This is a genomic window from Lachnospira eligens (genome assembly GCF_009680455.1).
In the GTDB taxonomy this organism is placed as follows: Bacteria; Bacillota; Clostridia; order Lachnospirales; family Lachnospiraceae; genus Lachnospira; species Lachnospira eligens_A.
Map to the genome: position 1 here is coordinate 185336 of NZ_WKRD01000005.1, position 12731 is coordinate 198066.

Sequence of the window (12731 nt, forward strand, 5' to 3'; positions counted from 1 at the left end):
ATTACTTCCATTCAGAATTATCAATCTCTATTTTTTTATCTCTTAACATAAGTTCCTTAACAGCTTCAGCAGCAGGTTTGTCTTCAAAAAGCACCTTATTAACCTGCTCTACAATCGGCATCTCAATATTATATTTCTTAGAAAGTTCTAACGCTGCCTTTGCAGAGAACACACCTTCTACTACCATCTGAACTTCTTTCATAGCCTCGTCTTTGGTGTATCCTTTACCTATGAGGATTCCTGCACGTCTGTTACGGCTGTGCATACTTGCACATGTAACGATTAAGTCACCAATACCTGAAAGGCCAGCAAAAGTATGAGGATTAGCTCCCATCGCAACACCAAGTCTTGTTATCTCAGCATTACCTCTTGTTATAAGAGCAGCTTTAGTATTATCACCATAACCAAGCCCATCTGCAATACCTGCGGCAAGCGCGATAACATTCTTTAATGCGCCACCTATACATATTCCCAGCATATCCGGACTTGTATACACCCTGAATACATCACTCATAAAAATATTCTGTAAATATTCAGCTGTTGCCTTTTCATGTGCACCTATGACACATGTTGTAGGAATGCCACGGCTTACCTCTTCAGCATGGCTTGGTCCTGATAAAACTGCAACCTTGGCACAAGGAATCTCCTCTTCTACAATCTGGCAGAGTGTTAATAAAGTATGTTCCTCAACCCCTTTTGCCACATTTACAATAATCTGTCCTTCCTTTACGAAAGGTGCAATCATCTTTGCAGTAGAACGTGTATAAGGAGATGCGACTGCAAGTACAAGTACATCTGCACTGCCAATTACATTCTCTGTATCTCCTGAAACAGTAATACTGTCAGGAATCTTTACACCAGGAAGGCATCTTTTATGTTCTCTTTCAGTCTGAAGCATAGCAACTTCATCCTTTAATACTGACCATACTGTTACATTGTGTCCGTTGTTATTAAGAAGTAAAGCAAGACCTAAGCCCCAGCTTCCTGCTCCTAAAACACTTACATTTGCCATAATTATACTCCAATCTGCGCATAAGCGCATCAAAAATTAATTCTTTTTTTCACCGATTTTCCGTTCTGTTCCCTGAACCAGTCTTACAATATTACTGCGGTGTCTGATAAATGCAAGTGCTGCAAGAGCGAAAACAATAACAGTGCCTTCAACAAGGTCTGTTCCATTTAATGGAAGCCAGCCTAAGAATCCCCATATAAGAAATTCAACAAAAAACATTGCCATACCTATAAGTGAGGCCAGTGAAACATAACGGCTTATCCTGGCTACAAGTGCAAAAAAGAAAATACCAAAAACTGTAAACATAAAACAGTACTTAGGAAAAAGCATAAGACTTATAACAACACCTGAAGATGCTGCTATTCCCTTTCCCCCCTTAAACTTAAGGTAGAACGGAAAATTATGTCCAAGCACAATTCCAAGGCCACAATACAGAAACAAAAGCATTTCCGGAATTGCAGTATGTGGTACTATAAGAAAATGTATCAATATATCAGCAATTACAGCTTTAAATGCATCTAACAGATAAGTTGCAATTCCAGCTTTCTTGCCAAGAGTTCTCATAACATTAGTAGTTCCCGCATTGCCACTGCCATAATCCCTGATGTCAATCTTATTGAACTTTCCCATCCAGTACCCTGCCTGAATGAGTGCTCCGGCAAAATATCCATATATAAGAACACCTATTTTAAATAACATTACTCTTTCTCCTTACGTTCTCTGTTGATGAATCTGATAGATGTACCTCTGAATCCAAAGGATTCTCTTATTCTGTTTTCTATATATCTTGTATAAGAAAAATGTGTGAGTGCTACATCATTAACAAACATAACAAATGTCGGTGGTTTTACCGAAACCTGAGTCATGTAATAGATTTTAAGTCTCTTACCCTTATCTGAAGGTGGCTGCTTCATTGCAACTGCTTCTGTAAGAATTTCATTAAGCACACCGGTAGGAATACGCATAGTCTGTGCATCAACAATGTGATCAACTAATTCATATATTTTATTAAGTCTCTGACCTGTCTTGGCAGAAACAAATATAATCTCAGCATATGACATAAATGCAAGAGTATCTTTAATCTTATTCGTAAACTCATAGATAGTCTTGTCATTCTTCTCTATGTCATCCCATTTGTTAACAGCAATAATAATACCCTTGCCTCTTTCATGCGCTATTCCGGCTATCTTGGCATCCTGCTCTGTAACACCTTCCGTAGCATCAATAACAAGAATTGCAATATCAGCTCTTTCAACTGCTGCAACAGTTCTTATGATACTGAAACGCTCCAGATCTTCTTTAATCTTGCTCTTACGGCGTAGTCCCGCTGTATCAATAAATACATATTCTTTGCCATTATACTTGATAGCTGTGTCAATAGCATCTCTTGTTGTACCGGCAATATCAGATACAATAACTCTGTTCTTGCCTACAAGCTTATTGATGATTGATGACTTACCAACATTAGGCTTACCTATTATAGCTACCTTAGGTCTGTCATCTTCTTCATCAGTATCTGAACCCTCTGGGAAATGACTCACCACTTCATCAAGCACTTCACCAAAACCTAACTTATTAACGGCTGATATAGGAAATGGTTCTCCAATTCCAAGATTATAGAATTCATATACATCAGGCATCATCTTTTCAAAGCTGTCTACTTTATTGACAACAAGAATAACAGGCTTGTGTGAACGTCTTAACATATCAGCAACCTTAGAATCTGAATCTACAAGTCCCTGCTTAACATCAGTCATAAATATAATTACATCCGCAGTTTCAATGGCAATTTCAGCCTGTTCACGCATCTGTGAAAGAATAATATCACCTGTATCCGGCTCTATACCCCCTGTATCTATAAGTGTGAAATTGTGGTTTAGCCAGCTTACCTCTGCATAGATTCTGTCTCTTGTAACACCCGGTGTATCTTTAACTATTGAAATCTGTTGTCCGCACAGACTGTTGAATAATGTTGATTTACCAACATTAGGTCTTCCGACAACAGCAACTATTGGTTTACTCATAATTCCTCCTTGCTCTTATAGCAAATTTACAAAAAATTAATACACGCAATCTATAATATAATATCAGTTTAATTGCTTTTTGTAAAGCACTGTGATATCATACAAAATATTGATTTTAAGCACTTTAGGAGGTGTTTTTGTGAAATTTTCCCGCAAAAAATTAACATTTATTCCGGTATTGGTTCTTATATCGGCAATTATTTTTCCATCTTTTACTGCACTGGCAGCAGATGCATCTTATAAGTTCTCTGCAATTGATTTAAAATTAAAAGTTCCTGAGGAACTGATATGTTTTACCCAGACGACTACAGGTAACAATGCTTATCTTAAAGATATAGGAGCTGAAGATGCCAATGAAGTACAGAACTCAATGAAAGCATCTAATATATATCTTGAAGCATTTTCAAAAGACATTTCTTATGAAATTGCTGTTGTCGGAATGAAAGCAGGCTCATCACTTTCCAACCTTGATGAACTGGATGAGAATCAGTTAAGTGGCATGTTCCTGCAGTATATTGACTCAGAGAATGCCAAACAGGAAGATGGTCTGACAGAGACAATGACAGGCAAGGCTATAGATATAATTAACGACCGTCCATATTTCAGGACAGAGGTTACATCTGTATCAGACGAAAAGCAGACAATTTATACAAGAAAATACTACACTGTAGCACGCGGATATATATATATGTATTCTCTTCAGTCGAAGGATAATGAAATCACTGATGAGATGATTAATGACATCAGATACATAATCAATTCAGCCCAGTATACAGATGTGAAGAAATCCATATTTGAAAACGGTGTGTTTACAGAGACTTTATCGACAATACTTACAGTAGCTATTCCTATTGCTATACTTGCAGCAATATATCTGCTTATAACCAGGGTTGGCAGAAAAAGCCGGTCAAAGCTTTCTTCTGAGGAGGCTGAATTAAGAGCCAGATACAAACAGGAACACAACAAAAAATAAAAAAAGCCAGAACAGATTATCAACAAAACATCTGTTCTGGCTTTTTTTATTATCTGCATATACTCATGAATCCACACAAAACGCCACGTTTTCCATGCGAAGCCCTGTGCGAAAAGAGCCAGTCACTGTTACAGCTTGTGCATATATCAGATATACCTATGTTATCAGGTTTTATTCCGGCATGAATCATATTAAAATAATTAGCCGCCTGAAGATTAAGCTGGTATTTATCTCCTGTCGTATGATAAAGTATCATACCGATTTCATTCTGGCTGTAAGCACTTCTGAACTTTTCTGCAACTGCTTCATCAACCTCATAACAGTCCTGACATATTGATGGTCCTATGAATGCATGAATATCCTCTGGCTTTGACCCATAAGTTCTGTTCATAAGCTGTACCGTTTCATGTGTTATATCTGCAACCGTTCCACGCCATCCTGAATGTGATGCACCTATGCATCTGTTTACAGGATCAATAAAATATACAGGTACACAGTCTGCAAAATATGTAATAAGACACAGACCGGGTTCATTAGTTACAAGTCCGTCAACATTATCAAAATTTCTTGCTCTTGTAAGTCCCATTCCTGCCATATTATAATCAACAGCAATCACATTGGTAGTATGTGTCTGTTTTGTACAAACACAGTTTTCAGGCTTAATATTCATTGTATCAAGAAACAGTTCATAATTCTTATATACATTTTCATTATCATCGCCCCTGTCAAAAGAAAAATTCATGCTTGAATATATTCCTTTGCTCACTCCACCATCTCTTGTTGAAAAATGAAGAGTGACCCAGTCAAATTCATCAAATGGTGTAAACTCAATATAAGGAATTCCATTCTTCTGTGATATTCTTGTGGAATTATTAACCACAGCTCCTTTTAATCCTTCATAAAGTGTTCCTGTATCAATATATTTAATATTCATGATTATAATCCTTGTTAAAATGCATTTTTAATATGTGTTACTGTTTCTCCATCTATTCCTATGACATCAAAACGGCATGGTATATCACAGCTTTTATATCTTGTTGCCATATAGAATTGTGCAACATGCCTTATTATCTGCTTTTTTCTGTAATTTACAGCTTCAACTGCATATCCGTATTTGTTATTACTTCTGTATTTGACCTCAACAAATACAATATAATTATCTTTCTTTGCGATAATATCTATCTCACCTGTTTTATTGCGGAAATTCCGTTCAAGAACAGTATACCCATTATCAACAAGATATCTGGCAGCAAGCTGTTCTTTATCTGCGCCAGCAGCTCTTTTATTAACAGCCATTATTTACCCACTTTCCCTTTAATCTTATCGCATTCATCTACAAATACAAGAATTTCTGCAACTACGGTATATAGTTCAGGAGGAATCATTTCTCCTATTTCAAGTTTTGATAAAGTATCAGCAAGCTTAGAATCCGCATATACAGGAACATCAGCCTCTCCGGCCTTTTCAATAATTGATTCAGCAATATATCCACGTCCTGTTGCAAGTATCTTTGGTGCCTGTTCCCCCGGAGTGTATTCAAGTGCAACTGCTATTTTGGGCTTATCATCATTATTCTTTTTCTCCATATGCTGCTCCTTCTTTAGATAAAGCTGTCATGCTTTTGCATCGAATATGTATTGTCCACCTGCAGCTGGTCTTGCCTCTGCTTCTATAAAATCCTTAACAAAATCAAGACGGTCTGAAGAATCAGCTGCTACCTTCATTTCAAAATGTGTATTATATCCAAGTTTTTCAAGCCTGGCATTAAGTCTGTCTATATGCTGATACACAAAATCAAGCAGTTCTTCTGTCTCGAGAACAAAATTAGTTGAAACATTGTTACCTCCAGACAGATTAACATATATATCCATTGATTTAAGATTATCCATATCCAGATGAAGCATTGCACTTATATTATCTGTTTTTCCGGCAAGATTCTTTTTATTAGTGAATACATACAGTTCCCCATTACCTTCACTTTTCGAGAATTTAACCGGCATCTGAAAATATGTCATATTCTTATTAAGATCATTCATGAAATCAATATTACTTTTTATATCAGAAAGACTCTTCGAAAGTTCAGGAGCTGAATTGCCTGCGGATTTCAGTGAATTTTCAATATTCTCTACATTTTTTCTTATACGCTTATAATATGAGCTTACAGCTTCCTCCCCTTCCTGTATATCCTTAGGAGTAAGCTTCATTGTATCATTAATTACAGCATGAAGAATCTCTCTGAAGCTTCCTGAATTGATAATTTTCTGAAAATTATCAGAATTAAGACTATTATTTTCAGCAAGCTGGGTAATAAGTTCCTTCACAGAAGTTTCTGAGATATCATTATTAAGTTTCACTCCTGAATCAGACAGCATATTATTTAATTCATCAATTGTCTGCTGCGATAGGACATCGCAGGCGGATGATGAGCTTACAGTTTCCCCATCAAACCCCTCATACATGCCTGTAATAACATTTTGAAAATCCATAATATCCTGATTGTTCTTTAACAGATCATTAACTATACCATTCTCCATATTTGACAAAAGATTCTCAATATGTCCGTTAAACTGACCATACATCTGGAACTCACGGATATTCTGTTCATTGACAGGAATCTCAAGTCTCATTAGATTGGCAACAGTATTAAGTGAGGCTTCGGGAAATTTCATGGAATATTTAACCATATTTCCTAATGTCTGTGCATCAACCGGCATGCCCAGTCCTAAAAGTTCTTTGACAATATTAATATTATCATCCGTAGCTCCAAGACCTGCAGCCTCCAATGCTTTATCAATAAGAACTGCCTGCTGTTCATTAGCTAAAACCGGTTTGATTGAAATTTTATTATCAGAGTTATCCTCCACCATAAAAGTCACATTCTGTCCGATATTAATTAAAGCACCCTGCATAAGCTTAGCCTGAATCTGTGCTCCATTGTTCATTGTAATATATGCATTATCACCATTTAACTGGCTGACATATCCTGTAAACGTGTCACCTGACATAAGAGAATTTAATATTTTCATGCCAGCAGCCTGTACAGCATTATTGTTTCCAGATGATTCATGTGATACATTTTCCGACACATTAACATCTGTGGTCTGGCTGCCTGATGATATATTATTTTTGAAAAAATCGGACATATTAATATTCATATACGTTCACCTATATAAAATTCTTAATAAATGTTCTTCTGTGTATAGGACATGGACCGTACTCTTTTATTGCTTCAATATGAACTTTAGTTCCATAACCTTTGTGCCTGGCAAATCCATATTCCGGATACAAAGAATCATATTCGGTCATAAGTCTGTCCCTTGTTACTTTCGCAAGAATACTTGCAGATGCAATTGACAGACTCTTGGCATCACCTTTAATAATCGGAATCTGTTTAACATCAATTCCCGGAATTGTAACTGCATCATTAAGAAGTATATCGGGTTTTACAGATAATTTATTAACTGCTTCGCGCATTGCTTCATAAGTTGCCTGTAATATATTAATCTCATCAATCCTTTCAGGAGATACAATTCCGATTCCATATGAAAGTGCTTCTTCTTTTATAACATCAAAAAGCTCATCTCTTTTTTTCTCACTTAATTTCTTGGAATCATTTACATAAAGAATCCTTTTTCCTTTAGGAAGAATTACTGCACCTGCAACAACAGGACCTGCAAGCGGTCCTCTTCCAGCTTCATCTATTCCACATATATAAGAAAATGTATCATACATTTCTTCGTATTCACGCATAGCTTCAATACGCTGTTTCTCAGCCTCCAGCTTTGCTGCTTTTTTAAGTTCACGTTCTTCTTTAAGTGTCATAGCTTTCCTTTCCGGTATCTTAATTAAGGTCTTTCAAGTGAGATTGTACCAATCTTTCCTTCTCTGAAATCATCAAGAATACATGCAGCACATTTTTCATAATCAATATCTGAACCTTTCTTAATACAGCCACGTTTTCTGGCAATATGTTCCATAATACAGAGTGCAGCAACATTTTCAGGATTCATCATTGTTTCAGTATCAACATTATCAAATATATCTTCTGTTATATCATAACGGCTATAAAGCTGCGACTGATAATTCTTCTTAAGAATCTTTATAGTTTCTAATGCAAGCTCCTCAATATTAAGAATCTGGTCATTAATTGAACCAATCATTGCAAGTCTTTCACCGACATTTCTGTCTTCTATCTTAGGCCAGAGTATACCCGGTGTGTCAAGCAGCTCAACACTTCCATTAATTCTTATCCATTGCTTTCCTTTTGTAACACCCGGCTTATTACCTGTCTTGGCACTCTTTCTTCCGGTGAATGAATTAATAAATGTTGATTTACCAACATTAGGTATTCCAACAATCATAGCTTTGATGGAACGGTTCTTAATTCCTCTTGCTCTGTCTCTTTCAATCTTAGCAGAACATGCAGCAGTTATAAGATTATTAACTGCACGGTTGCTTACATTGAGTCTTGAGTTAAGCTTTAGGCAGTAAAAGCCTTTATCTTTAAAATATGTTATCCATTCATCCGTTACTGTGTCATCTGCAAGGTCCGATTTATTCAATAATACAATACGTGCCTTATTTTTAGCCAGCTTATCAATATCCGGATTCCGGCTGCTTAACGGTATTCTTGCATCCACAATCTCAATAACAAGGTCAACAAGCTTTATATCTTCTTCCATCATTCTTCTGGCCTTAGTCATATGACCAGGATACCAGTTAATGGCTCTTTTCTTCTCTTCCATATATCTCTCCATTATTTAACAAAACCAAATGAATCAAACGGTTCTATTACCATCCATACTTTTCCTACAACATTCTTACGTTTAACCATTCCAACACTGGCAAAACGGCTATCCTCACTATTATTACGATTATCTCCAAGTACAAAGTATTCATCATCAGCAAGTTTATAAGGATTGGCAGCTACACCTGGAGTAAGTATTGTCGTATCAACATAATCATCAAGCTGTACATCATTAATATATACCCTGCCATCCTTTATCTGGACTGTTTCCCCTGGAAGACCAACTACTCTCTTTATGTATATCTTAGAGGAATCAACAGAATCCTGTTCGAAAGCTATACAGTCAAATCGCTTAGGTCCATTAAATGCATATGATATTCTGTTTATAAGAACAGTGTTATCATTAGACAGCGTTTCCTCCATAGAATTACCAACAACTGTAGAACGGCAGCATATGAATGTAACCAGAACATAAGCAAGTACTATTACAACACATACATCTGCTACATATTTGCATATATTAAGCAATGTAGTATTTTCCTGATATCTTCTCTGAAAAAATCTCATAATATTCCGACCTTTCCTGTCGCTTATATATAAGTAAAGGGACATTTTTTCAAATGTCCCTTACCGTGAATAACAAAATTATCTAACTAATTCCTTAACCTTAGCAGCCTTACCTGTTCTCTGTCTTAAGTAGTTAAGCTTAGCTCTTCTAGCCTTACCGCGTCTTACAACTTCAACCTTCTCAACGATAGGTGAATGTAATGGCCATGTCTTCTCAACGCCAACGCCGTTAGAAATCTTTCTTACTGTAAATGTAGCTCTAACGCCAGTTCCCTGCTTCTTTAATACTGTTCCCTCGAAAACCTGGATTCTTTCACGGTTTCCTTCCTTAATCTTAGCTGATACTCTTACAGTATCACCAACTCTGAACTCAGGAGCCTGAGCCTTAAGCTGAGCATCTTCGATGTTCTTAATAATTGTATTCATGTGTGACCTCCTTAATATTATGATGTTCTTAATACAGGTTCTGTAACAGAGGACCATCCCTTTTTCTCACAACTTATTTAGATTATCATAATCAAGCAAATAATGCAAGACTAAAAATACATTTTCTTTATTATTTATTAATATCCAGAAGCCCTGGTAAGATATGGACTGTTATAGTCTTCTTATCAAGGTCATGATCTAATATACACTGGTCAATAACCGGTATTAAATAGCTTTCGCCATTATCTGCCTCTACTTCATATACATTGTTGGCGCCTGTTTCTAATACATCTTTTAGTACGCCCAAATGTTTTCCTTCATCTGTTATTACATCAAGTCCGATAAGATCGCATATAAAATACTCTCCCGGCTCAAGTTTAACAGCATCTTCTCTTGAAACGAGCAAGTCGCATTTTGTGTATTTCTCTATATCATTGATGTCATCAAATTCTTTAAACTTAAGTATTACGAACTGCTTAAAGAATTTAACTGAAGATACAGTGACAGCTACCTGTTCTCTTTTTCCATCGATAACACATTTCTTAAGTTTCTTAAAACGAAGAGGATCATCTGTTGTAGGAAAAACCTTAACTTCACCTCTGATTCCGTGGGTCGATGTTATGACCCCTACCCTTAACATATCTTCCACTTAAATTCTCCATTCTGACATAAATGTATATATAAATAACAAAACAGACAGCCCCGAAAGGCTGCCTTAGACAGTAGTGTTTGCTTAATTATCTATTTCAACAATCACTTTCTTGTCGCTCTTAGAAGCTGCAGCTGAAACAACTGCTCTTATTGACTTGGCAATTCTACCAGACTTGCCGATAACCTTGCCCATATCCGAAGGAGCAACCTTAAGATTGACTACAAGAGCCTTATCTTTTTCAGTTTCTGTTACTACAACCTCATCCGGATTATCAACTAGTGCCTTAGCGATAATTTCCACTAATTCTTTCATAGTCAATTACACCTCCACTAGTCTTATTTTTCGATACCAGCCATCTTGAAAAGCTTTCCAACAACCTCTGTAGGCTGAGCTCCGTTTGATAACCACTTCTTAGCAGCCTCAGCATCAATGCTTAACTTGCATGGATCGTAATTAGGATCATAAGTACCGATTTCATCGATAAATCTACCATTTCTTGGAGATCTTGAGTCTGCTACGATAATTCTATAGAAAGGATTTTTCTTCTCACCTAATCTCTTTAATCTAATCTTTACTGCCATTACATTCACCTCCTGTATTATTCTTAAAAATTAATCTATGTTAAAAAGGTAACTTGAAACGTCCCTTTTTAGCACCTTTCATCATTCCCGGCATCTGCTTCATCATCTTCTTCATCTGTTCGAACTGTTTTACAAGTCTGTTAACATCAGCAATATCAACACCTGCACCTCTTGCAATTCTGTTCTTCCTTGAAGGATTAAGTATGTCCGGATTACTTCTTTCTGCCTTAGTCATTGAATATATGATAGATTCGGTTCTTCTCATATTCTTCTCTGCTTCATCATCATCGATTGAAACATTCTTCATCTGACCTGACAGTCCTGGCATCATGCTCATAATTGAACTGATACCACCCATATTCTTAATCTGTCCCATATACTCAAGAAAGTCATTAAAATCAAATTCTGCTTTCTTAAGCTTTTCTTCCATAGCTTTTGCCTTGTCAGCGTCAAGCTGTGCTTCAGCCTTCTCAATAAGGGTAAGGACATCCCCCATACCAAGTATTCTTGATGCCATACGGTCTGGATAAAACTGTTCAAGATCTGAAAGCTTTTCCCCCATACCAACATAAAGAATTGGCTTTCCGGTAACTGCCTTAATTGAAAGTGCAGCACCACCTCTTGTATCACCATCTAACTTAGTAAGGATAACTCCGTCAATGCCAACCTTCTCGTTAAATGATGAAGCAACATTAACAGCATCCTGACCTGTCATGGAGTCAACTACAAGAATTGTCTGGTCAACTGATACATTAGCTTTAATCTCTATAAGCTCATTCATCATATCTTCATCAACATGAAGTCGTCCTGCTGTATCAAGAATAACGGTATTAAAATCATTATTCTTAGCATGGGCTATAGCAGCTTTGGCAATATCAACAGGCTTCTGGTTAGTTCCCATAGAGAATACTTCAACGCCCTGTTTATTACCATTAATAGTAAGCTGTTCAATGGCTGCTGGTCTGTATACATCACAGGCAACTAAGAGAGGTTTTCTTCCCTTCGCCTTGAACTTACCAGCAAGCTTTGCTGTAGTAGTTGTCTTACCAGCACCCTGAAGACCTGCCATCATGATAACAGTAATCTCAGAACCAGGTTTCAAGGCAATCTCAGTTGTCTCAGATCCCATAAGAGATACCATCTCTTCATTAACAATCTTGATAACCATCTGACCAGGTGTAAGACTTGACATAACATCCTGACCGATTGCTCTTTCTTCTACAGACTTTATAAACTGCTTAACAACCTTAAAGTTAACATCAGCTTCAAGCAGGGCAAGCTTAACTTCCTTAAGAGCAGCCTTAACATCAGCTTCTGATAAACGGCCCTTACCACGAAGATTCTTAAAAATATTCTGCAATTTCTCTGATAAACTATCAAATGCCATAATATCTCTCCTTAAAATTCTTCAAGAATCTCATTGGATAACTTCTTGATTTCATGAATATCAGATATATCCTGACTTTCCATGTAATCATCAACTAAAGAATCAATCTTAGATACCTTGTCCTTGGTTTCAAGGAACTTCTGTATAAGATGAAGCTTAGCCTCGTATCCATCAAGTGTCTTCGTAACTCTCTTAATCAGATCATGTACTCCCTGCCTTGATATACCGTATTCATCGGCAATCTCGCTGAGAGATAAATCATTGTAGATAGCATCTTCATATATCTTCTTCTGGTGGTCGTTAAGTAACTCTCCATAAAAATCATATAAAAGATTCTGTTCAACAATTCTTTCCATAACACC

Annotated in this window: 17 protein-coding genes; 1 reads left to right on the top strand and 16 read right to left on the bottom strand. The window is 36.6% G+C overall.

Annotated elements, in window-relative coordinates; translation table 11 throughout:
• Nucleotide 1: 1 nt before the first annotated feature.
• Genes GKE48_RS08045 through der form a run of 3 tightly spaced genes read right to left on the bottom strand, consistent with a single transcriptional unit; the run spans nt 2 to nt 3036 of the window.
• Complete coding sequence (locus GKE48_RS08045; RefSeq protein ID WP_055214973.1) at nt 2–1012, bottom strand: NAD(P)H-dependent glycerol-3-phosphate dehydrogenase; 1011 nt, start codon at nt 1010–1012, stop codon at nt 2–4.
• Nucleotides 1013–1048: 36 nt separating this feature from the next.
• Nucleotides 1049–1711 (bottom strand): glycerol-3-phosphate 1-O-acyltransferase PlsY, encoded by a 663-nt coding sequence (plsY, locus tag GKE48_RS08050; protein WP_055214975.1) that lies wholly within the window; start codon nt 1709–1711, stop codon nt 1049–1051.
• Nucleotides 1711–3036 carry a ribosome biogenesis GTPase Der gene (gene der, locus GKE48_RS08055; RefSeq protein WP_055214977.1) on the bottom strand — a complete coding sequence of 442 codons (1326 nt, stop codon included), beginning with the start codon at nt 3034–3036 and terminating at the stop codon, nt 1711–1713. The genes plsY and der overlap by 1 nt, the downstream gene beginning before the upstream one ends.
• 139 nt (nt 3037–3175) lie before the next feature.
• Between der and GKE48_RS08060 the strand changes: the two genes are divergently transcribed.
• On the top strand, nt 3176–4009 hold the full coding sequence (locus GKE48_RS08060; protein WP_154300824.1) for a hypothetical protein: 834 nt from the start codon (nt 3176–3178) through the stop codon (nt 4007–4009).
• Nucleotides 4010–4058: 49 nt separating this feature from the next.
• On the opposite strand, the gene pgeF is transcribed toward GKE48_RS08060, so the two are convergent.
• The 13 genes from pgeF to ylxM form a co-directional block, all read right to left on the bottom strand.
• Nucleotides 4059–4943 (bottom strand): peptidoglycan editing factor PgeF, encoded by an 885-nt coding sequence (gene pgeF, locus GKE48_RS08065; RefSeq protein WP_154300825.1) that lies wholly within the window; start codon nt 4941–4943, stop codon nt 4059–4061.
• A gap of 14 nt (nt 4944–4957) precedes the next feature.
• Nucleotides 4958–5305 (bottom strand): YraN family protein, encoded by a 348-nt coding sequence (locus tag GKE48_RS08070; protein WP_022098610.1) that lies wholly within the window; start codon nt 5303–5305, stop codon nt 4958–4960.
• Entirely contained in the window at nt 5305–5595 is a 291-nt protein-coding gene (locus GKE48_RS08075) for an EscU/YscU/HrcU family type III secretion system export apparatus switch protein (protein ID WP_022098611.1), read from the bottom strand. The genes GKE48_RS08070 and GKE48_RS08075 overlap by 1 nt, the downstream gene beginning before the upstream one ends.
• A gap of 27 nt (nt 5596–5622) precedes the next feature.
• Nucleotides 5623–7164: a flagellar hook-length control protein FliK gene (gene fliK / locus GKE48_RS08080; protein WP_055285623.1), complete on the bottom strand. Its 1542-nt coding sequence runs from the start codon at nt 7162–7164 to the stop codon at nt 5623–5625.
• Between the two features lie 10 nt (nt 7165–7174).
• Nucleotides 7175–7831, bottom strand: coding sequence for a ribonuclease HII (locus GKE48_RS08085; RefSeq protein WP_055285626.1), 657 nt, complete (start codon nt 7829–7831; stop codon nt 7175–7177).
• A gap of 23 nt (nt 7832–7854) precedes the next feature.
• Entirely contained in the window at nt 7855–8754 is a 900-nt protein-coding gene (ylqF, locus tag GKE48_RS08090) for a ribosome biogenesis GTPase YlqF (RefSeq protein WP_243138469.1), read from the bottom strand.
• An 11-nt stretch (nt 8755–8765) separates the two neighbouring features.
• Nucleotides 8766–9323, bottom strand: a complete 558-nt coding sequence (lepB, locus tag GKE48_RS08095) for a signal peptidase I (RefSeq protein WP_022098615.1) — start codon at nt 9321–9323, stop codon at nt 8766–8768.
• Between the two features lie 78 nt (nt 9324–9401).
• Nucleotides 9402–9749 (bottom strand): 50S ribosomal protein L19, encoded by a 348-nt coding sequence (gene rplS / locus GKE48_RS08100; RefSeq protein ID WP_012739285.1) that lies wholly within the window; start codon nt 9747–9749, stop codon nt 9402–9404.
• A 130-nt stretch (nt 9750–9879) separates the two neighbouring features.
• Nucleotides 9880–10398: a ribosome maturation factor RimM gene (gene rimM, locus GKE48_RS08105; RefSeq protein WP_012739286.1), complete on the bottom strand. Its 519-nt coding sequence runs from the start codon at nt 10396–10398 to the stop codon at nt 9880–9882.
• A gap of 84 nt (nt 10399–10482) precedes the next feature.
• Nucleotides 10483–10713, bottom strand: coding sequence for a KH domain-containing protein (locus GKE48_RS08110; protein ID WP_012739287.1), 231 nt, complete (start codon nt 10711–10713; stop codon nt 10483–10485).
• A 23-nt stretch (nt 10714–10736) separates the two neighbouring features.
• Nucleotides 10737–10982, bottom strand: coding sequence for a 30S ribosomal protein S16 (gene rpsP / locus GKE48_RS08115; protein ID WP_022098616.1), 246 nt, complete (start codon nt 10980–10982; stop codon nt 10737–10739).
• A 40-nt stretch (nt 10983–11022) separates the two neighbouring features.
• Nucleotides 11023–12369, bottom strand: coding sequence for a signal recognition particle protein (gene ffh, locus GKE48_RS08120; RefSeq protein ID WP_022098617.1), 1347 nt, complete (start codon nt 12367–12369; stop codon nt 11023–11025).
• 11 nt (nt 12370–12380) lie between these two features.
• A complete protein-coding gene (ylxM, locus tag GKE48_RS08125; protein ID WP_181990434.1) occupies nt 12381–12725 on the bottom strand; it encodes a YlxM family DNA-binding protein in 345 nt (114 codons plus the stop codon).
• Between the last annotated feature and the right edge of the window lie 6 nt (nt 12726–12731).